This is a genomic window from Amycolatopsis sp. NPDC050768 (assembly GCF_040654155.1).
In the GTDB taxonomy this organism is placed as follows: domain Bacteria; phylum Actinomycetota; class Actinomycetes; order Mycobacteriales; family Pseudonocardiaceae; genus Amycolatopsis.
The window spans coordinates 1-18,326 of record NZ_JBFAHL010000044.1 but is presented as its reverse complement, the minus strand read 5'-3'; the positions used below and the strand labels follow the sequence as shown (position 1 = coordinate 18,326).

At 66.3% G+C, this 18,326-nt stretch carries 24 protein-coding genes, 1 pseudogene and 1 CRISPR repeat array; of the genes and pseudogenes, 14 read left to right on the top strand and 11 right to left on the bottom strand.

Features of this window, described 5'->3' with window-relative positions; translation table 11 throughout:
- Nucleotides 1-76 precede the first annotated feature (76 nt).
- Both AB0H62_RS50985 and AB0H62_RS50980 read right to left on the bottom strand, forming a co-directional pair.
- Entirely contained in the window at nt 77-271 is a 195-nt protein-coding gene (locus tag AB0H62_RS50985) for a hypothetical protein (protein ID WP_360592993.1), read from the bottom strand.
- A 199-nt stretch (nt 272-470) separates the two neighbouring features.
- Complete coding sequence (locus AB0H62_RS50980) at nt 471-701, bottom strand: hypothetical protein (RefSeq protein WP_220240083.1); 231 nt, start codon at nt 699-701, stop codon at nt 471-473.
- Nucleotides 702-837: 136 nt separating this feature from the next.
- On the opposite strand from AB0H62_RS50980, the gene AB0H62_RS50975 reads away from it, so the two are divergent.
- Nucleotides 838-1,275, top strand: a complete 438-nt coding sequence (locus AB0H62_RS50975; RefSeq protein WP_360592992.1) for a pyridoxamine 5'-phosphate oxidase family protein — start codon at nt 838-840, stop codon at nt 1,273-1,275.
- Here AB0H62_RS50975 and AB0H62_RS50970 read toward each other — a convergent pair.
- Complete coding sequence (locus AB0H62_RS50970; RefSeq protein ID WP_220240081.1) at nt 1,245-1,652, bottom strand: hypothetical protein; 408 nt, start codon at nt 1,650-1,652, stop codon at nt 1,245-1,247. The genes AB0H62_RS50975 and AB0H62_RS50970 overlap by 31 nt on opposite strands.
- A 76-nt stretch (nt 1,653-1,728) precedes the next feature.
- On the opposite strand from AB0H62_RS50970, the gene AB0H62_RS50965 reads away from it, so the two are divergent.
- A complete protein-coding gene (locus AB0H62_RS50965) occupies nt 1,729-2,004 on the top strand; it encodes a hypothetical protein (protein WP_220240080.1) in 276 nt (91 codons plus the stop codon).
- A 190-nt stretch (nt 2,005-2,194) separates the two neighbouring features.
- Nucleotides 2,195-2,706: direct repeats of the CRISPR family, unit length 28 nt; unit sequence GTCGTCCCCGCGCGAGCGGGGGTGGTCC.
- Nucleotides 2,707-2,721: 15 nt separating this feature from the next.
- On the opposite strand, the pseudogene AB0H62_RS50960 reads toward AB0H62_RS50965, so the two are convergent.
- Nucleotides 2,722-2,853 (bottom strand): annotated as a pseudogene (locus AB0H62_RS50960) (recombinase family protein); the annotation flags it as partial.
- A 781-nt stretch (nt 2,854-3,634) separates the two neighbouring features.
- On the opposite strand from AB0H62_RS50960, the gene AB0H62_RS50955 reads away from it, so the two are divergent.
- Entirely contained in the window at nt 3,635-3,790 is a 156-nt protein-coding gene (locus AB0H62_RS50955; RefSeq protein WP_220240079.1) for a hypothetical protein, read from the top strand.
- A 172-nt stretch (nt 3,791-3,962) separates the two neighbouring features.
- Nucleotides 3,963-4,739: a rhomboid family intramembrane serine protease gene (locus AB0H62_RS50950; protein WP_220240078.1), complete on the top strand. Its 777-nt coding sequence runs from the start codon at nt 3,963-3,965 to the stop codon at nt 4,737-4,739.
- A 17-nt stretch (nt 4,740-4,756) separates the two neighbouring features.
- Here the strand turns inward: AB0H62_RS50950 and AB0H62_RS50945 are convergent, their stop codons facing one another.
- Together AB0H62_RS50945 and AB0H62_RS50940 are read right to left on the bottom strand one after the other, a co-directional pair.
- Nucleotides 4,757-4,945 carry an ATP-grasp domain-containing protein gene (locus tag AB0H62_RS50945; RefSeq protein ID WP_255637934.1) on the bottom strand — a complete coding sequence of 63 codons (189 nt, stop codon included), beginning with the start codon at nt 4,943-4,945 and terminating at the stop codon, nt 4,757-4,759.
- Complete coding sequence (locus AB0H62_RS50940) at nt 4,930-5,481, bottom strand: hypothetical protein (RefSeq protein ID WP_220240077.1); 552 nt, start codon at nt 5,479-5,481, stop codon at nt 4,930-4,932. The genes AB0H62_RS50945 and AB0H62_RS50940 overlap by 16 nt, the downstream gene beginning before the upstream one ends.
- A 209-nt stretch (nt 5,482-5,690) precedes the next feature.
- Here AB0H62_RS50940 and AB0H62_RS50935 point away from each other — a divergent pair, with 209 nt between their 5' ends.
- Entirely contained in the window at nt 5,691-6,593 is a 903-nt protein-coding gene (locus AB0H62_RS50935) for a hypothetical protein (RefSeq protein ID WP_220240076.1), read from the top strand.
- A gap of 89 nt (nt 6,594-6,682) precedes the next feature.
- On the opposite strand, the gene AB0H62_RS50930 is transcribed toward AB0H62_RS50935, so the two are convergent.
- Together AB0H62_RS50930 and AB0H62_RS50925 are read right to left on the bottom strand one after the other, a co-directional pair.
- Nucleotides 6,683-6,991, bottom strand: a complete 309-nt coding sequence (locus AB0H62_RS50930) for a hypothetical protein (protein WP_360592991.1) — start codon at nt 6,989-6,991, stop codon at nt 6,683-6,685.
- A 36-nt stretch (nt 6,992-7,027) separates the two neighbouring features.
- Complete coding sequence (locus AB0H62_RS50925) at nt 7,028-7,165, bottom strand: hypothetical protein (protein WP_360592990.1); 138 nt, start codon at nt 7,163-7,165, stop codon at nt 7,028-7,030.
- A 231-nt stretch (nt 7,166-7,396) separates the two neighbouring features.
- Between AB0H62_RS50925 and AB0H62_RS50920 the strand changes: the two genes are divergently transcribed.
- Both AB0H62_RS50920 and AB0H62_RS50915 read left to right on the top strand, forming a co-directional pair.
- Nucleotides 7,397-7,921, top strand: coding sequence for a hypothetical protein (locus AB0H62_RS50920; RefSeq protein ID WP_220240074.1), 525 nt, complete (start codon nt 7,397-7,399; stop codon nt 7,919-7,921).
- Between the two features lie 1,101 nt (nt 7,922-9,022).
- The gene (locus AB0H62_RS50915; protein WP_255637933.1) at nt 9,023-9,868 is read left to right on the top strand and encodes a phosphotransferase; all 846 of its coding nucleotides are present in this window, start codon (nt 9,023-9,025) and stop codon (nt 9,866-9,868) included.
- Nucleotides 9,869-10,106: 238 nt separating this feature from the next.
- Here AB0H62_RS50915 and AB0H62_RS50910 read toward each other — a convergent pair whose 3' ends face one another.
- Nucleotides 10,107-10,856, bottom strand: a complete 750-nt coding sequence (locus AB0H62_RS50910) for a hypothetical protein (RefSeq protein WP_220240072.1) — start codon at nt 10,854-10,856, stop codon at nt 10,107-10,109.
- 262 nt (nt 10,857-11,118) lie between these two features.
- Nucleotides 11,119-11,331: a hypothetical protein gene (locus tag AB0H62_RS50905; protein ID WP_220240070.1), complete on the bottom strand. Its 213-nt coding sequence runs from the start codon at nt 11,329-11,331 to the stop codon at nt 11,119-11,121.
- On the opposite strand from AB0H62_RS50905, the gene AB0H62_RS50900 reads away from it, so the two are divergent.
- From AB0H62_RS50900 to AB0H62_RS50870, 7 genes are all read left to right on the top strand, one after another.
- On the top strand, nt 11,330-11,635 hold the full coding sequence (locus tag AB0H62_RS50900; RefSeq protein WP_360592989.1) for an alpha/beta fold hydrolase: 306 nt from the start codon (nt 11,330-11,332) through the stop codon (nt 11,633-11,635). The genes AB0H62_RS50905 and AB0H62_RS50900 overlap by 2 nt on opposite strands.
- Before the next feature lie 190 nt (nt 11,636-11,825).
- A complete protein-coding gene (locus AB0H62_RS50895) occupies nt 11,826-12,761 on the top strand; it encodes a DUF5996 family protein (RefSeq protein WP_220240068.1) in 936 nt (311 codons plus the stop codon).
- A gap of 522 nt (nt 12,762-13,283) precedes the next feature.
- Complete coding sequence (locus AB0H62_RS50890; protein WP_255637932.1) at nt 13,284-14,054, top strand: recombinase family protein; 771 nt, start codon at nt 13,284-13,286, stop codon at nt 14,052-14,054.
- Nucleotides 14,055-14,387: 333 nt separating this feature from the next.
- Entirely contained in the window at nt 14,388-14,870 is a 483-nt protein-coding gene (locus tag AB0H62_RS50885) for a hypothetical protein (RefSeq protein ID WP_220240067.1), read from the top strand.
- 33 nt (nt 14,871-14,903) lie between these two features.
- Complete coding sequence (locus AB0H62_RS50880; RefSeq protein WP_220240066.1) at nt 14,904-15,437, top strand: CYTH domain-containing protein; 534 nt, start codon at nt 14,904-14,906, stop codon at nt 15,435-15,437.
- Between the two features lie 909 nt (nt 15,438-16,346).
- The gene (locus tag AB0H62_RS50875) at nt 16,347-16,793 is read left to right on the top strand and encodes a CBS domain-containing protein (RefSeq protein WP_220240065.1); all 447 of its coding nucleotides are present in this window, start codon (nt 16,347-16,349) and stop codon (nt 16,791-16,793) included.
- A gap of 28 nt (nt 16,794-16,821) precedes the next feature.
- On the top strand, nt 16,822-18,114 hold the full coding sequence (locus AB0H62_RS50870) for an ArsB/NhaD family transporter (RefSeq protein WP_360592988.1): 1,293 nt from the start codon (nt 16,822-16,824) through the stop codon (nt 18,112-18,114).
- On the opposite strand, the gene AB0H62_RS50865 is transcribed toward AB0H62_RS50870, so the two are convergent.
- On the bottom strand, nt 18,096-18,326 hold a 231-nt coding region (locus AB0H62_RS50865; RefSeq protein ID WP_360592987.1), incomplete at its 5' end, for a hypothetical protein. The genes AB0H62_RS50870 and AB0H62_RS50865 overlap by 19 nt on opposite strands.

Sequence of the window (18,326 nt, the reverse complement as noted above, 5' to 3'; positions counted from 1 at the left end):
CAACGACCGCGCCAAACCCTTCACCTGGACCGCCACCGACGACGACATCATCACCAAAATCAACCGTAAAATTACTTCAGACACGCGACACTAGGTACTCCAGGTTGAGCGCAAAGTTCAGGATCGAAGCGTCGCTCGGTCCGTCTTGTTCTGTTGTGGCCGTCGGCGTGCCGGCCGCAGCTTGGGCGACCATGCCGGTGAGCTTGTCGCGATCTTCGGCTGTTTCGGCGCTGCGTTTGACGGCGTCGTCGATGAAGCGGTCCTCAGACATCCCAACTCCTGTGCTGCTCGATGGTGACGGTCAGCAGAGGCAGTGGCGCCTCCGCGGGGAAGCGCCCCGCGGCACCGGAGCCCCGCAGGCGAGGCATCGCCGGCGACGTGCGCTCATGCCTCCAGCGTCGCCCCGCCGGGGCGCAGCCACAACCCCGCCCACCAGCCCTGAATTTGCAGGTCACCGCTGCAACCCGCTCTCACATGAGGCGGCGGACGGGCCAGGGTGAGTTCGCTTCGAGGGCACGGAGCAGGAACGGGTTCGGGGGCACGCCTTTGACCTGCTTCGCGAACACGTAGCCGCCGCGGGAGCCGCAGCCGCCGGCGCGGACGGGGCCCATGTTCTTCGGCTTGAACACGAGGAACTTGGCGTTGCGGGGTCGGATCGGGCCGCGGCCGACGTACACGCCGGTGCCACGAGCGAGGTGCACGGCTGGATACCGCAGCAGCGGGCCCGATGCTGGCCGACTGTCCCGAGAGTCAGGGACTTCTTGCCCTGACCCCGCTGCCTGCAGCCGCGCACACTCGACGGTGAACTCACTTTTCCGCCGACTACCGGGATCAACGATGACCGAGTTGCGCCCTTTGACCACGCGGGAATGCATCGACCTGCTGTCGACCCAGCCTGTGGGCAGGCTGGTGTTTTCCGAGAACGCGTTGCCTGCCATCCGGCCGGTCAACTTCTCCGTGCACGAGGGAAACATCATCGTCCGGAGCAGCCGCACCGGGTCGGTTGCCAAGCTCCGCGACGAAGTGGTCGCGTTCGAGGTCGACAGCATCGACCTCGCCACCCGCACCGGATGGAGTGTTGTCGTGCTTGGCAAGGCGAATCCGATCACCGAAATCGACGAACTGGTGGCGCTGGCCGAGCCCCGCCACCGGCCACGGCCCGGTGGAGAACGTTCACACTTCGTGCGGATCCCGATAGAAGTCATCAACGGGCGAATGTTCCACGTGTCCGACGCCGGCGCCACTCAGCCCTGCGGACTCGGACGGCAGGAATAGATCTCTCGTCCGTGCCGGGAACCCTCAGTCCGGCTGGTGAGGAGTTCGCCCACCCGCTCATGCGGCACCCCGATTCGGAAGAGTGTGCAGAGCTGCGATCTCGTACTGGTCGATCGGCAGGCCCTCTCGTAGACCCGGGCAAGCAGGGTTCGAACGTCGCCAGGTATCAGGGTGCGCACGGCTTCACGGCGGAACCAGCGCCGGTACGTGACGACCGGACCGGTGCTCTCCTGTTTGATTTCGATCCGCGTGTCCGGGTCCGCGATCGCGCCGGGTACAGGCACCGTCGGCGGAGCGATCAGTTTGTGGTCGTCGGCAAAAGACTGCGTGCTGTAAACGCAAGGCAACCCGGCTGAGTAATTCGCTGCGACGACCACGCGCTTCACCTTCGCCGGGCGATGTGCGCGAGCGGCCAGGCCGCGAGCGTGTGCCCGGACAGGAGGGAGGCCACCCATGAACAACCACCAAACCGACCCCGCGCGTGAGGACGTGCACCGGGGGCTGCTGATCGCCGCGGTGTCGCTCATCGGAGCGAGTGCCGTGCTGGGGATGGCGGGACTGGCGGCGTTCGGGACCGCCGTCGTCGTTTCGGGGCGGCACTGGGCTCGCCGCGTCGAGCTCACGCCGGCCGAGCTGGCGAAGCTGAAATGGTCCCAGGCCAAATCAGCAGCGAGCGCCGGCAGCGGCGCCTGGCGCGAGCACCACCACCCTCACCACCACGGCCACTGAGCCCGGAGCCGTCACAACCAGCCCCGCCGCGTGGCTTCCATCGCGATTCGGCAACGAGTGCGGTGGTGCCCTGCCCGCTGACCGACCCGCCGGAAACACCGATCACGGGATAGACCCTATGCTGCAGAGGGTCCGAAGCAAAGTAAAGCAAAACCGGGCACCGGGCCGATAAACTTGCAGGTCAAGAAGTGTCGTCCCCGCGCGAGCGGGGGTGGTCCGTGGGACGGCGGCCCGCAGGACTGGTTTCGCTGGTCGTCCCCGCGCGAGCGGGGGTGGTCCCTCGGCGCGGGTGATGTTCTTCGTACGGCCGGGGTCGTCCCCGCGCGAGCGGGGGTGGTCCGTGCACGACGCCCGGGTGTGCCGGCGGGTCGATGTCGTCCCCGCGCGAGCGGGGGTGGTCCCGGGTTCGACAACTGGAGCGTGTCTCAGGTGTCGTCGTCCCCGCGCGAGCGGGGGTGGTCCGGCGTCGGTGGCGGGGTCGCCAGTGAGCGAATCGTCGTCCCCGCGCGAGCGGGGGTGGTCCGCCGTCGCAGATGACCGAGATCGGGTGGTGCTTGTCGTCCCCGCGCGAGCGGGGGTGGTCCGGCGTCGAGGTTGGCGCCGAAGTTGGTGCCGGTGTCGTCCCCGCGCGAGCGGGGGTGGTCCGTGGCCATGTCCAACCTGGAATTGCTGCTGAAAGTCGTCCCCGCGCGGGGGTGGTCCCAGCTCGAGTACCTGCTCGAGCAGGTGCTGCTGGGACCGGCCGATGCGCTTGAGCCGGGTCACCACGACCTCGTCGCCGGCGCGGAGCTTGTCCAGCATCAGATCCAGCTTCGGGCGCGAGGACAGCTTCCCGGAGACCTTCTCGATGAACTATCCAGGCGGTCGGGGCCACCTCGGGAAGCTCCTTGGTAAACCGCCTCTGACCTGCTGTTTTGTGTCTCATCCCGTCCGGTCGCGTCCGGACCGATCTTGACGTCTGACGGCCCCACGACGGCCCAGCCCTGATTCGCGCGCTCGCCCTCTCGGCCGCGCCCAGGCTCCCCGTCCTCCTCGTCCCCGCCTCCGTTAGCGCCGGCTCGACGGTGTCAAGGGTGGACGCGTGCGGCCATCGCGCAGCGACGCCGAAGGCGCCCTTGATGGCGGCGAGCCGGTGTTAAACGATCAATGATCGAGGAAGCGGACGGTCACGATCTCGTACCGGCCTGTAACGCGCTTCGTGGCTCGGCCGTATATGCCGGTATGCGCCTCTACGGATCTCTCGCCGTCGACGACGGCGCGCTGCCCAACGCTCCTTTCGGCGGGCCGCCCGCGGCCGGCGGCCGAAGCGGAGCGGCAGGCCGTCCGTGCCGCACTGGGCGAGCCCGCCGAACGCTCGGCGACTACGCGCCGCCGACGGCGGCGCCTTGATCCCATAGAGCCAAGTTCGGCAAAGGACCAAATAGCGCAACTGCGGTCCGACAGCTGATATGCGACGTTCGCCTGCCATCTGATGTCGTCATCTGGCCTAGGAAACTCGAGGTCTCAGCGGCCCAGGCAGATGCCTCGTGAACCGATGGGCTGCTGACAGATCACCGACGTGGTAGCGCTACCTGGACTTGATATTGGGCGCCGTAATGAACGCCGTTCCCGACGTTCAGGAACCCCCGCCGTGCTGCGAGCCGGAGGCTGGGCGAGACAAGCCCTCCGCGGCGCGGCCGCATTCCCGGTCGACCCGGCCGACGCCATCCAGACCATGCGCGTCATCGAAGCCGCCCGCCTGGCCGCCCAGGACCACCGAATCGTCCGCCTGGCCCCGGACGCCTGACCGGAGTCCACAACGGACACCATTTTTGTGACTATGACTTCACTGATAATTGAAACCAACCCCACGCCGTGCGGAGGTCACCTTTACGTGCAGTGACTGGACAACCAGCACGGGCGGCTACCCTGAGGCTCGTGCGCCAGGTCGGCGCCGGGGGTGGGTTGTGGAGGTCGGCATGAGCAAGAGCGGAAGACAGCCGGAGGCCGCTGATCCCGTGATCATGATCGCCGAGGCGCGGCGCGCGTTGTGGGTGATGGTCGGCTTCCTGGCCCTCATCTGGATCATCCAGATCTTCAACGCCATCGACAGTTACCAGCTCAGCCAGCACTACGGCATCCGCGCCCGCGACGTCACCTCGCTCCCGGACATCATCAGTGCCCCGTTCCTGCACTTCAGCTGGGCGCATATCGAGGGCAACTCCGGCCCGCTCTTCATCTTCGGCTTCCTGTCGGCCTATCGCGGCGTGCGGAAGTTCTTCTGGGTGACCACATTGATCGTCGTGGTCGCCGGACTCGGCGCCTGGCTGACCAACGAGCCGAACTCGGTCGCGGCGGGTGCCAGTGGCGTGGTGTTCGGTTACTTCGGGTACATCCTCGTGCGCGGGCTGTTCGACCGGCACCTCATCGACATTGTCCTGGGCCTGGTCATGGGCTTGTGCTTCGCCTACCAGTTCACGGTCCTGCTGCCGACCGACGGCATCGACTGGCAGGGCCACGCGTTCGGCTTCGCCGCCGGCTTGGCCGGTGGCTGGATCTTCCGGGATCGGCGCAAGCGGCAGGTCAAGGCCGCGGCTCCGACTCCTGTGATCGCCGCCGTGCCGGTGATCGAGCCGCCGACGACCACGATCGAGACCCCGGCCCCGGCCACCACCGAAATGCCCGCGCGGAGCAAGGCCCCCAAGGTTGATCCGGCCGACCGGCTGGCCCAGATCCGCAAGGAAATGGGCCAGTGACCGGCGCTACACGATGATCAGCTGATCGCGCGGCCCGGTTCGATGGCCGCGAGGTCGATGTCGGTGTCCGGCAGGTCGTCCGGGGTGTCAGGATGGGGACCGACCAGCCGGCAGGCTCCGTCCACCCACCAGGTCCGCGCCTCAGCCGAGGTGAACGGAATGCCCATCTCACACAGCCGCTTGGGCGAGATCAGGACGCGATCCAAGGCGGGAGGCGTTCGCCCGTGCGATGAGCGAGCAGAAACTCGTGGCGGCTCCAGAAGGGGTGCTCGCCGCCCAGCGCACCGACGTCGAACTCGATGTCATCGGTTCCGATGAGGCAGATCAGCCGCCGACCAAACAGCAGATGCCATCGGGCGATCGATGCCAAGAGTTCCAGCAGGGCCAACATAGAGGCCTCGTCCTTGCTCCGGACCTGGTCGAGACCCTTCAGGGTCAGGACCAAGAGCGGACGCTCCGCAGTGAGCAAGTAGTCCATCAAGCCGTCGTTGAAACCCGGCCAGCTGTCACGACCGTAGTCACTCGGCCAATCAGCGATCGCTGCAATCACCGCGTCGCGCAGGGCGTCCGCACCATCGCACGACGCCGCATCCACCTCGACGACCTCATACCCCAGCCCGGCAAGATCAGTCACGAGGCGAGACAACGCCCACACGTGTCGGAACAGATGCAGATGCCCGTTGTGAAGCAGCTGAAAATCTTCCGGATGCGTCCCCCGGACACCGTCGTCGAACACCACCACCGGGGCACCATAAGCCACCTCGCGACTGAAGTCACACGAGTTGCTGTCCCACGCTGCCAACCAGTCTGTCCGCCCCAACCTGAGCTACGCCCCGCACATCCCGCATGAGCTGAACCGCACGAAGCCTCGCAGATTGAGGGTGGGATGCATTCGACACGTTCAGACATGTCGCCCTGCCAGCACCGGGTACGGGCAGCCGCGAGGGCCTGATGGGCGGGCTGTTGCTCGGCGCGCACGACCCCGCCACGGGCGATTTGGTCTGTATCGGCGACGTTGGCGCCGGCTTCACCCACCAGGCCCTGCTCGACGCCCAGAAGAAGCTCGCCCCGCTGGCCCGGGAGACGAGCCCGTTCGCGAACGAGGTGCCGCGCGATCGCGCGCGCGGTGCGCGGTGGGTGGAACCGAGGCTGGTCGGCGAGGTCGTCTACCGGCAGTTCACCCCGCGCGAACACCGCCTGCGCCACACCGCCTGGCGCGGCTGGCGCCCGGACAAAACCCCGCCCGAGGTCAAAGTTCCTTTATTGCACCTGGCCGAGAGCCTGGACCTGCCCATTCCAACGGCGAATGGCACCGGAGCCGAAGCGTTGCCGGACACTTTGATCAACCACATCCGGGTCCGCGTCACCACTGCCCGACAGCAGGCGGTCCACGACATGTGTGTGACCGAGCTGGGCGAGCGCCAAGCAATCTTCAAGCCCGCGCCGAACAGCAGGACCATCGGCCTCTTCCTGCCGGACGTGTCTGACGCGTCCTACGCGCGCGTGCACCCGAGTCGCGGCGTGCTCCGCCTCACGGCCGAGTACGCCAACGGCGAGCACAGCCGGGAGATGACGAGCGACGCCACCGCCTACCGCGTCGCAGTGGACACCACCACAGCCGAAGGCGTTGCCGAGTTCCACCGCCTAGCGCCGTCGCGGCCGAGAAGATCCGCGAGGAATTTGGTCGTTGACGACGAGCAGCACGTTCGGCGGCGGCACGAAGGACGCCGGCTGCCAGGTCGCGAGACTTTCGAATCGCTGGGCGCCGCACAGGGCTTGAGCCGCCAGGGAATGCGCCAGCGCTACCAACGCCTCGGCGGCAAGCGAAGGTGGTCCGACGGACACAACACCTGAGGTTGCGAGCCGATCCTCGACGCAACACGCTGCCCATCAGCACGCCGCAGAAGCGAGTGCCCGCCCAGCCCGAGGGGACTTCGACTTCGTCAGCGGGTTCGCGGATCGGGGTCGGCCATGAGAACGACACGGTCCACGCGCGGATCGAACCCGAGGACCGCTTGCCCTGAGTCTCCTTCAGGGGTCAGCAGCACCGGCTTCCCGAGCGTCTGGCCGATCGCGCGTAGCAAGTCGCACAAGACGTTCACTCCGGTCTGGCCCTGCAACTCCCGTAGGTCGACGTCAAAGTCGATCTGATCAGGCGAGTAGGTCCGGAAGATCGCCAGCACGCCCGTGGCCGGCCAAACCCGCAGCTCCGCATCGACCGGATGACCCAACGCTTCGACCGCCTTGGGCAACGGCGTGACGACATCGTCCAGCCGGTACTCCCACGCTCACCCCCGTGACCGCACGAGGTCGAACACTGCTTGCCAGTCCTCGGCCGACGCGTCGGCTACCGAGACGTTGGGAAGCGCGCCCATCAGGTGGGGATCGAAGAGGCTTCTGACCTCGTCCCAGAGCAGATCCGGCATCACCTCATCCTGCCGGTCCCCTCGTGCAATCCGGTCCAGATCGCGCAAATGTTACGCACAGCGGACAAGTCCCCCAAATCGCCACTGCCGGTGATCACGAGTGGATCTCCGACAGCGGGAATTCCGGGAACGTCCGGCAGGATTCAGGCCATGCGTTTGTCTCGAAGATTCATCGCCGTCGCCTTCGTGGCGGCGGCTGCCGCAGGGTGCTCGAACGGTGGGAGCGGAGCTGTGGCGGCGGCGCCGGCTTCCAGCAGCAGCCTGCCGACCACCACCAGCAGCAGCGCCCCTCCCCCGGCGCCGTTCGTGCCGGCGGTTTCTCCGGCACACCTCAGTGCGGCGTGCCCGTTCTTGTCCCCGGCGGAGTTCGCGAAGACGTTCGATGACACGGACGTCGACGCCAGCAGTGAACAGCCCCAGACACACCAAGACCAGTTCACCGCCTACAACTGCGAGTACCGCCTCGCCGATCCCCCCGGGACCCACCTGGGAACCCTGACGGTCGGCGGTGTGCCGTCGCTGGTCTCCCCGCAGAAGGCGCTGCAGCTGTTCAGCGAGTCCTGCGCAGATGACGTGCAGTCCCTCTACGAAGCCGCGATGTACTGCGACACCAAGGACGGCGGCACCGACATCGTGGTCGCCAAGTCGAGCCATGGTGAGACCCGCCTCGCGACGATCTCCCTGGTAAATCCTCCCGACGGCACCATGCGCGCCGAATACACCGCAGTGATGAAAACCCTCGAAGGCCGCCTGTAATCCACCGCAGCGCCGCGGACCGGTTCACGTCCGGCCGCGGCGCTGCGGCGGATGTGTCCCCGGAAACGAGAAAACCGCCCCGACGCGTTGAGCGATCTCCACGCGGTGGCCGGAGCCTGAAGCTGCCGACCGTCGCTGGCACCGCGACCAGGCCCGCACCGACTTCGAGCTCGGAGCAACACAGCTCGTCCAAGTCACGCCCGATACCTGGGTCGCCAACATGATCGGCCAACACGGCATCAGGACCAGCCGTAGCTCCGGCCCGCCCATCCGCTACGACGCCGTGCGTGAATGCCTGCGCCACCTAGCCGCACAGGCCGGCCACCTCACCGCAAGCGTCCTCCTCCTGCGATGGGACACCAAGCCCGACAGCGCATCAGGGGGACGTTCCTTCGTCGAGCACCGACACGCAGAACATCTGTCTATGCCGCTGATCGGTTATAGACCCCCTGAATCCTTCTCCCACTTCATTACTATTGATTTTCTCGAGTCCAAACGCAGCTCACCACCAAGCATAAACGCCACCACTACAGCATCCATTTCCGTGCCCACTTCCGGAAACTTGTCCTGCGATAGCCACGGTGCCTCGTCGGAGATTATCGCTGCATCAATAAATGCAGGATAAAATGGCTTCCGAGAAATGACGTCTACATCCACACCGAACCTATCCCTGTGACCAGTAACTCGAATACGAACACGATCCCCTCGATGAAGGCCGGTTCTCTTTTGCATATCACGGTCGCGTTCTACCACTCATATCCCCCATTAAGAGGAGTGTAGTTTGTCCACTTCTGCGAGGAAATGTGTACAGCTTGACGGTGTCACGGCAAGCCTCCACGAAGACGACGTCTCGCCGCCTGCCGATCACCCCAGCCGACGGTGCGGTGACGCTGCCTCCTCAGCCGACAATCCAGACCCTGGAGCGCGGTAGCACCCCGTCTACGACCCGACGTTCGCCGGCAGCGGTAGCCACGAACCGTAGCAGCCGTCGTTTGTCCTCACAGTTCGCAGCATCCGGCCACTGCAACATCAGCCGGTCGAATGCCCTGCGGCAACCCCGCTCGCCTGACGAAGTCGGGCGCGAGTTCGGGATGGGACGCATTGCCCGACGCCGTCCGGGATGCAGTCCATGTGCACCTCGGTGACGTCACCGTCGTCCGGGAGGTCGGCGAGGGCCAGAACTGCAACCTGGCTGTCGTCGTCCGGGGCAGCTCGGGTGACGTGTTCCTGAAGGGCGTGACGGGCGTCAGTCCGCGGATGCGATGGCTGCGCAACGAAGCTGCCGCCGGCGAGCTGGCGCCCGGGATCGCCCCAGCGACCAAATTCAGCGAAGACGTCGAGCCGGATTGGTTAATCGTCGGCTCTGAGTTCGTCGAGGGCCGGCCCGCAGACCTGTCTCCGGACTCGGCTGACCTCGGCGTCATCTCCGCCACCATGGCGGAGATCGGCAGTCGTCCCGCTGGCTGGGCACAGCCCCTCAGCCAGCGGTGGGCTTCGTCGGACTGGTGGGAGAAGCTCGACCGGATCGAGCCCGACGAGGTGGCCGGCTGGGACATCGCAGCGATGACGCAGTGGTCTGCCCTCACCCCGGAGCTGCTGGACGGGGCGGCCCTACTCCACACCGATCTCCACGAGCACCAGTTCCTGATCAACGATGCGGCAGGTGGCGTGCGGGTAATCGACTGGGGCCGGCCCGCAGCTGGTGCGCCGTGGGTGGACGTGGCGTTCCTCGTGATCCGGCTAGTCGCGGCCGGCCACGCGCCGGCGGCGGCGGAACGGTGGGCCGAGACCGCGCCCACCTGGTCCGGGACGGACAAAGCCGTCGCCGCGTTCGCCTGCTACGTCGCCGGTTTGTGGAGCTATCGCGGCGCGACCTCACCGTTTCCCGGATCGAGCGGGCTCAGCGCGGCGGCGAGGGTCTACGCGCGCTACCGCCTGACCAAGTAGCAAAGGAAAGCCCGGCCGTCTCAGGTGTCTTTGGACATCCTCCACAGTCGCTGTGACTGCGCGCGGATCCTCTCGCGTTCGGCACGCCCGGCGGGGGTGAGCATCCACCCGTGCGTGTACCCGCCCCGCCGTAGCCGCGCGAGATCGTGCAACGGGCAGCTCGTGCCGTCGAGCCGTAGTTCGCCGTGACGGTCTTCCCATGCGTGGACAAGCCACCGGCGAGCGGACATGGTCGGCATCATCGGTCCCCCTGAACGGCGAGGTCCGGCGGCCGGGACTTCCCCTCCCGGCCGCCAGGTACCACGAAGCTAGAACATCTGTTCGAATGTCGCAAAAGTTGCGTGTGCCAGGCCACCTTAAATCCAGGCGCTCCAGCAGATGATCCCGATCCTCCAGGAGCTGATCCGAGCCAGCGAGGTTCCCAGTGACCCCAAGGAAGCCCGACGACGAATGCGTTCCCCGTGAGTACGAGCCGGAAGAGGTTGATGCGCTCACGACGAAGGCGGCTGAGCTTCTCGACGAACTCCACGTGGTCATGGCGGAGATGGCCGCCCGTCTCCGCGGTGCGGGAGCTGAACCCCAATGAGGTGGAGGAAGCGGCGGTGAGGCTCGACGCGCCGAGTGTGGCGCCGATCGTGGAGACGTAGTTGTTCCAGTAGATCTTGTCCCCGACGGCGAGCTGGATTCTCGGCCGGAAGCAGTTCTGGACGCACCCCTCCACGGCACCAGACGAGACCACCAGGTCGGAGGCGACAGATAAGCAGCTCACGACGGTGCCGTTACGCAGGATCTTGCTCGCGGCGGTCGCGCCGGACGCGAGCTCGCCGGCCGTGCTGTGGTAGGTGAGCTGGTAATACCCGTCGAGGCCGACCGTGATGTAGCTCGGGCTGCCCGAAGTGAACCAGCCGAGTGAGTCCTCTCGGGCGACCCACGTCCCAGGGGCAATGGAGTCGCCGGTGGGGATCCCGACGGAGGCCGAGAGCCCCACCCGGCAGGCCGGCATCGCCTACGACTTACGAGAGAGTTCGGCAACTTGGCGGACCAGGTCGTTGGGCTGGTCGAGCAGGGTTCCTGTTCCCGGCGGCTGGGTCATGTCAGGTCACCGCCAAGGTCGTCTGAACTCCAGAGAGACGGTGCTTTCGGTGTCGTTGCTGAACCGAGGATCCGGCGCCGGTACTGGCCGTCTGGGATCCACGGGTGCCCGCTGACGCCGAACACCGGCGCGTCGCCGAGCGCCCAGCCCGACAGCTTCAGCGACAGCTGCACGCCGTTGCCGGTTGCGCCGCCACCCAGACGCTGCACTTCCACGTCTCGGTGGCGGCCTTGAACGCAGCGAGATCCTTGGTCGCGTAGGTGTCGAGGGTGGCCTTGTCGACGACCGAGGCGTGGTCGTTGTCCACGTAGTCCGTCGGCGGATAGCCCTGGGCGATCAGTGTGTCGTCGGAGGCATAGCCGGCCAGCATGGTGCGCTCTGTGCCACTGCCCTTGACCCACGCCTTCGTGCAGGGCGACGTCCCATCGGCGTTCTCCTTGTGCCTGGACACCCTCAGCGGGCCGATTTCTGAACCCGCCTGGCGGGTCAAGCCGAGCTGGTACCTGGTCGCGACCGACGACAAGATGATCCCACCACCAGCGCAGCGCGCCATGTCCCAGCGGACCCACTCGACCGTGGTCGAAGCGGTCGGCAGCCACTCCATCTACGTATCCCAGCCCGCCGCCGTGCCCGCTCTCATCCAGCAGGCCGCGTCCGCGGCAGTCGGGGGGTAACAACCGACGCAAACCAGGTCGGCGCATGGCCACGCTCCGCTGGATCCCTCCCACGGCCTCGTCGGCGCGCCGAAGATCAGCGCCCATCGCACGGGTCGGCCGGCCACATCTTCCAGGCACGTGCAGCCCTTGACCTCCTCCGGAATCGCTTACACTGTGCCACATTCGGTTGGCACTGATCGGAGTCACGATGACCTCTGAGCTCACTGTCACGGACCCGTGGCCTGCGCTTCGGGTCGACGACTGGATCGACACGCGCGACACCTTGCACATGTGGACGCAGGTCGTGGGCAAGATCCGCATGGCCAACACGCCGCTGGTCAACCACTGGTGGCAGGTTCCCCTGTATGTCTCTGCGAGAGGCCTCACCACGTCATCGATCCCGAACGGAGATCAGCTCTTCGACCTGGAGTTCGACTTCGTTGAACACCGCCTGAACATCCGCGTCAGCAACGGCGCGCACGGTCATGTGGCCCTCGAGTCGAAGCCGGTAGCCGTCTTCTACCGGGAGACGATCGCGGCGCTGGCCAAGTTGGGCATCGAAGTGTCGATCTGGGCGACCCCCGTGGAAGTCGAGCAGGCAATCCCCTTCGCCGAAGACACCACGCATCGCACATACGAGCACGATCACGTCCGCCGATTCTGGGGTCAGCTCTCGGCCGCACACCGCGTCATGAGCAAGTACCGAGCCGAGTTCATGGGTAAAAGCAGCCCGGTGCACTTCTTCTGGGGAGCGATGGACCTGGCTTGCACCCGGTTTTCCGGCCGCGTCGCCCCACGGCACGCCGGTGGAGTTCCGAACTGTCCGGACCGTGTGATGGTGGAAGGCTACTCCCACGAACTCGCAAGTTGCGGGTTTTGGCCAGGCGGCAGCGCGGAAGGCTCCTTCTACGCCTACTCCTACCCCGAGCCCGACGGCTACCGGCAGCGCCGCGTGCAACCCGACATTGCTTACTTTGATGCGGGTTTGGGCGAGTTCCTGCTGCCGTACGAGGCCGTGCGCACAGCGCGAGACCCAGAGGAACTGCTCCTCAGCTTTCTTCGATCAACCTATGTCGCCGCAGCTGATCTCGGGGCATGGGACCGCGAGGCACTTGAACACCGGCCGCACGCGATTGACGGCTGACGCCGCGGGCTATTGTGAACGACGAAGCTGTGGCGACGCTGTTCGCGTGAAGGATCCCTCGAAGCGGACGACAGCCAGGCGACGCTTCTCAACGCTGCGACGGGCCTCTGACCGGCAGCCACTGTCCCCAGGACGGCCGTGCGCGCCGCCGATCCGCGCACGGCCGTTCGCCGAGTCACTCCCTGCGGCGGGCGCTGGGCCCGGCACAGCGGTTTCGTCGCCCCGACAGGCCTGTGCGTTGTTCACCTGGACGGGTGTGCCCGGATGCACCTTTTCTGTCGGTGGCCCAAGGTAGAAACCGGGTAGAGAAGGGGATGAGATGAGATACGAAACCGACGATGACTCGCTGCTACCGAACGTTGATGACTAGAGCGGTATACGGCTTGGCCTTGTCTCCAGCTCAGCTGCGCTGTTCGGGCGAACGTTCCCCAGCTCACCGTCATGGACCCAGGCCCGGTGCATCCGTTCAGCGTGATCCCATCCCGACCGCTCCCTACGTCAGCGCCCTCATCAACAGAGACGGTGGACGTGCTCGCACAGTGGATGACCACCAGCAGAGCCACCCGGCCCTCTCCCCCACCCCAGCCTGGCGGCGGGTTGCGGTTCGCCTTCTACGGCCGCACCTCAACCCTGCGCCACCAAGACCGCATGTCCTCCCACGGCTGGCAACACGACATGGCCGACCACCTCATCACCGGCCACGGCCAGATCATCGCGGACTACTTCGACGCCGGCACCTCCCGCCGCACCCCATGGCCACAACGACCCCAAGCCGCCCAACTCATGGCCACGATCACCGACCCGAAGCCCGCAGTCGACGCGATCGTGATCGGCGAATACGAACGCGCCTTCACCGGAAGCCAGTTCGCCACGATCTATGCCTGGTGCACCCGTCACGGCATCCAGCTCTGGCTACCCGAAACAGACGGGCCAGTCGATCTCGGCAATTGTGATCACCGCGCGCTCATGGCGCTGCTGGCAACCCAGTCGCAACGCGAAGTCCTCCGCGCCCGCCACCGGGTCCTGGCCGCGATGCACAACCAAGCGACCCAGCAAGGCCGCTACCTCGGCGGACGACCCCCCTACGGCTACCAACTCGTCGACGCCGGACCGCACCCCAATCAGCAGTGGCTGGCCGAAAGTGGTCCTCGCAGGTGCCCTTGGTCTTGGCGCAGGTCGCCGAGCAGGCGCAACGTGCGGCCGTACAGCGACATTCCGACTGGATCGCTGCTATCAGGAATGAACCGCCGCTGCGAGCGCTGCACCAGTCGATCTACCAGCGGGAAATCTTGACGCCCGAAATGGATCACGGCGCGGTCGAGATCATCGGCCCACTCGTCGTAGTCGATCATCGCACTGTCAGCTGCACCGGGCGGGACCGGCACGTGGACGGCGAAGTCTGTCCCCTCCTGGAGCAGTCCCTCTAGCAGCGAAATCCTTCCGCATTGCGCCGAGGCAAGCCTGGAGCGTGTCAACTTCTCGATCTTCGGGACAACGCCTGAGGAGCTGGGCGCAGTCCAGCACAACCGCTACCGCAACGTCGAACGCGCAGCCCGGAAGCTCAAGGCATTAACCGACTCAATCAACGCCGCGCTCGCAGCGGGCGTCGGAGTCGACGCCAACATCGTGGTTCCCGACGAAAGCCACATCGGCCGCGTGCACCGCCTCCTCGACGAGTACTCGCCGCGCCTGTCCGTCCGATTACTCAACTCGCTCGATCACGGTGAAGCGTCGATCCGCGCGATCGAGACAGCACTCGAGCAACGCGGCGCTGTTCCGGAAGCGCGCTATCTGACGGCCGGCGTCTCCGGCGCACGCACGGCGTACCGACTACCAGGCGGCCGGCGGGTGTTCTTCAAAAAGATCCGCAGGGTCCGGCTACCGCCGACGTGCGCAGGCTGCCCCTTCAACAACGACACCGACTGCCAAGAGGGCTTCTACGGCGTACGGCTCTACCGCGACCGCTCCGGCCTCTACCAGGTCGGCGTCTGCATCCAACGCATGGATCTGTGCCGGCCCCTCGATGAGTTCCTGCGTTCCGACCTGCCCGAAGAAATCCGTGCGCTTCGCGCCCGCGAGGCCGCCGAGCTCGACGCGGTAGATCGCTAGGGTCCACGCCACCACACCGAAGGAGACACGCCAGTGCCGATCGAGCACGAAGCCAAGATTCTCGACATCGACCCGCAGGCAACCGCGGCACTCATCCTGGAGAAGGGCGGCAAGCAGGTCAGCGACACGCGGCTCATGCGGCGCCACGTCTACGACATCACGCCGGGAGACCAGTCGAAGTGGATCCGGCTACGTGATACCGGCAGCGAGACAACGCTATGCGTCAAGGAAATCCGTAGCGACGCGATCGACGGCACCTACGAGGTCGAGGTCACCGTGAGCGACTTCACCAGCACCAACGAACTGCTCGGCCTGCTCGGCTTCACACCAAAATCGTACCAGGAGAACCGCCGCGCCAGCTTCGAACTCGACGGCACACAGCTCGAGATCGACGAATGGCCGCGGATCCCGCCGTACCTTGAAATCGAGGCTGGCTCGGCAACCGACGTCGTCCGGACGGCCGGCCTCCTCGGCTACACCGAGGACCAACTGACGAGCGAGAACACGACCAAGGTCTACAGGCACTACGGGATTGATCTAGGCACCATCGAGGTACTGACCTTCTAGCAAGAACCCCGGCAGAGTGCGCATTTGGTCGGATTCTCGCCCGCGCAGGAAGACGAGATCAGCGCGCTGGCGCAGCAGCTCGCGCCCGGCGGCGTGACCGACGCCGAGCGCGAGTTGCTGCGGGTCCAGGCGCGGGTGGACGAGGTCGCGGCGGCGGTGCCGGAAGCGAACGCGGCACCCTCGACTCGGACCGGTCAGACACCGGTGCAGGTGGCTCGGCGGCGCGATCATCGCGGGCCGTCTTGGCGAGGTTCTTCATCTTCCCCTGGCTGCTGGGGCGTAGCTGGTCGGGGACCGTCAAGCCGGGTAACGTGCATCGATCCCCGCGAGTTTTCGGGCCATGATCTGAGGAACGCGGTTTCTGCTACACGGTTCCCTTGCCATGCCAGGAGCGGGCGTTCGTTGCTCCCGCGGCCGGCTTGGAAGGGCTCAAGCTCCGCCGGTGATCAGTTCGGCGAGAACCTCTACCAGCTCGACACAACGCTCGGCTGGACTGACTGATAACTGACCGGGCAGTTTGCCTGATGCGGATATTTGCGGCATCTTTACGGCCAGGAGTGCCGGGAAGTCTGGTCGGCTCGCCCGCGCCCGGCCGGGTGCGGGCTGGCTCGCCGACCCCTGGAAGTCCGATGACCCCCGCTCCGATCGTCCGCACCGGGTGGCCCTGCCACGTTCTGCCCCTCCCCGCCACCGGCGTCACCCCCTCCACGGTCCGGTCTCCCACCGTCCACCGCCCGGCCTTCCACCCTGTGGTCACGTGCGCCGGTTCCCGCTTGGCTCCTGCTGTGGCTGGGTGCGGCGACCGATCTTCGGCCGCGGCGCCGGCGCGGCGCCGCGGAGCGTCAAGAACGTGGCAGGACTCCTCCGCGCGCCAGCGCGGAGGTCCCCCGCTGGTCGTAGAGTCGGAAGATGCACGCCTCCGAGATGGCCGAGGAGTACCCGGTCGTCGACCTGGACTCCGATGCCCTTGCGGCCGCGCGGCTGCTGGCGGAGCGACGGCTGCCCGGGTTGGTCGTCACGGATGCCACTGGCTGCCCGCAGTCGGTACTGCCGGCCTCGCAGGTGGTGAAGTTCCTGGTGCCGAGCTACGTGTGCGACGACCCGTCGCTGGCGGGAGTGCTCACCGAGTCGATAGCCGACCGCGCCGCGGACAAACTCGCAGGCAAGACCGTGCGGTCGGTGCTGCCCCAGGAGCCGACGGAGCTGCCGCGGGTGAACGCCGACGACACGATCGTCGAGGTCGCCGCGACAATGGCCCGGCTGCGCTGTCCGCTTGTCGCAGTGATGCAGGACAAGACCCTCATCGGCGTCGTCTCCGCGTCCCGACTGCTGGAGCTGGCCCTCACTCCGCACTGACCGCCGGCGCCCCACACGAGGTGCTCGCGTGAGCCCCGTCATCGCCATCACTGTGTTCGCCGTGGCCTACGTGCTCATCGCGACCGAGAAGATCCCGAAGATGGTCGCCGCACTCGCCGGCGCCGGCATCGTGCTGGCCACCGGGGTCAGCAGCTCGGCCGACGCGTTCTTCTCCCAGGACACCGGCATCGACTGGAACGTCATCTTCCTGCTGCTCGGGATGATGATCATCGTCGGGATCCTCCGCCGCACCGGTGTCTTCGAGTTCCTCGCGATCTGGGCGGCCAAACGCGCGAAAGGCTCCCCGCTACGCGTGATGATCCTGCTGGCGCTCATCACCGCGATCGCCTCGGCGTTGCTCGACAACGTGACGACCGTACTGCTGATCGCGCCGGTCACCCTGCTGGTCTGCGACCGCCTCGACATCAACCCGACCCCGTTCCTGATCGCCGAGGTCTTCGCCTCCAACATCGGCGGCACCTCGACCCTGATCGGTGACCCGCCGAACATCATCATCGGCAGCCGCGCCGGCCTGTCGTTCAACGACTTCCTGCTCAACCTCGGCCCGATCGTCCTCATCGTGCTGATCGTGTTCACCCTCGTGCTGCCGTGGCTGTTCCGCGGGTCGTTCACCGTCGACCCCAAACGCCGCGCCGAGGTGATGACACTCAACGAACGCGAGGCCATCCAGCAGCCGCGGCTGCTGCTCAAATGCGGCCTCGTCCTGACGCTGGTGTTCGCGGGCTTCATCCTGCACTCGGTCGTGCATCTGGACCCGTCCGTGGTCGCCCTCCTCGGCGCCGGCCTGCTCGTCCTCATCTCCGGCACCCGCCCCAAGGACTACCTCGCCAGCGTCGAGTGGGAGACCCTGCTGTTCTTCGCCGGCCTGTTCATCATGATCGGCGCCCTCGCCAAGACCGGAGTCATCGACAACCTCGCCCACCTCGCAGCTGACGCCACCGGCGGCAACGCATTGCTGGCCGTCTTGCTGATCCTCGGCGTCTCCGCACTGCTGTCCGGCATCATCGACAACATCCCCTACGTTGCCACGATGACCCCGCTCGTCCTCGCCCTCACCCACGACATCCCCGACCCCGCACACTCCCAGGCCCTATGGTGGTCACTCGCCCTCGGCGCCGACTTCGGCGGCAACATGACCGCCATCGGCGCCAGCGCCAACGTCGTCATGCTCGGAATCGCCGCCCGCGCCGGCACACCCATCACCTTCTGGGAATTCACCAAGAAAGGCGCGATCATCACCGCCATCACCATCGCCGTCGCCGCGCCGTATCTCTGGCTCCGCTACTTCGTCCTCGCATGACGAGACGACAGCTCAATCAGGCCGTGGGCCTGGGCCAGCGCATCACGGACGCCCTGCTTGAACGTGGCGGTGGTCATCGCGTCGAACTCGCCGGACTGGCGCTTGCGCGCCACATGGCTAGTGTTGCGTGTCGTTGATTGATTTACGTCTGTGGTGTTGAGAGAATCACAGTCATGTACGTGGCCTCGGCGTTGGAGTTGCGTGATGGTGAT

What these genes read in the sequence shown, in the direction of transcription:
- AB0H62_RS50985 (WP_360592993.1), bottom strand. Translation starts at nt 271, where the DNA reads ATGTCTGAGGACCGCTTCATCGACGACGCCGTCAAACGCAGCGCCGAA.
- AB0H62_RS50975 (WP_360592992.1), top strand. Translation starts at nt 838, where the DNA reads ATGACCGAGTTGCGCCCTTTGACCACGCGGGAATGCATCGACCTGCTG.
- AB0H62_RS50965 (WP_220240080.1), top strand. Translation starts at nt 1,729, where the DNA reads ATGAACAACCACCAAACCGACCCCGCGCGTGAGGACGTGCACCGGGGG.
- AB0H62_RS50950 (WP_220240078.1), top strand. Translation starts at nt 3,963, where the DNA reads ATGAGCAAGAGCGGAAGACAGCCGGAGGCCGCTGATCCCGTGATCATG.
- AB0H62_RS50935 (WP_220240076.1), top strand. Translation starts at nt 5,691, where the DNA reads ATGGGCGGGCTGTTGCTCGGCGCGCACGACCCCGCCACGGGCGATTTG.
- AB0H62_RS50925 (WP_360592990.1), bottom strand. Translation starts at nt 7,165, where the DNA reads ATGCCGGATCTGCTCTGGGACGAGGTCAGAAGCCTCTTCGATCCCCAC.
- AB0H62_RS50900 (WP_360592989.1), top strand. Translation starts at nt 11,330, where the DNA reads ATGGTGCGCTCTGTGCCACTGCCCTTGACCCACGCCTTCGTGCAGGGC.
- AB0H62_RS50905 (WP_220240070.1), bottom strand. Translation starts at nt 11,331, where the DNA reads ATGCTGGCCGGCTATGCCTCCGACGACACACTGATCGCCCAGGGCTAT.
- AB0H62_RS50895 (WP_220240068.1), top strand. Translation starts at nt 11,826, where the DNA reads ATGACCTCTGAGCTCACTGTCACGGACCCGTGGCCTGCGCTTCGGGTC.
- AB0H62_RS50875 (WP_220240065.1), top strand. Translation starts at nt 16,347, where the DNA reads ATGCACGCCTCCGAGATGGCCGAGGAGTACCCGGTCGTCGACCTGGAC.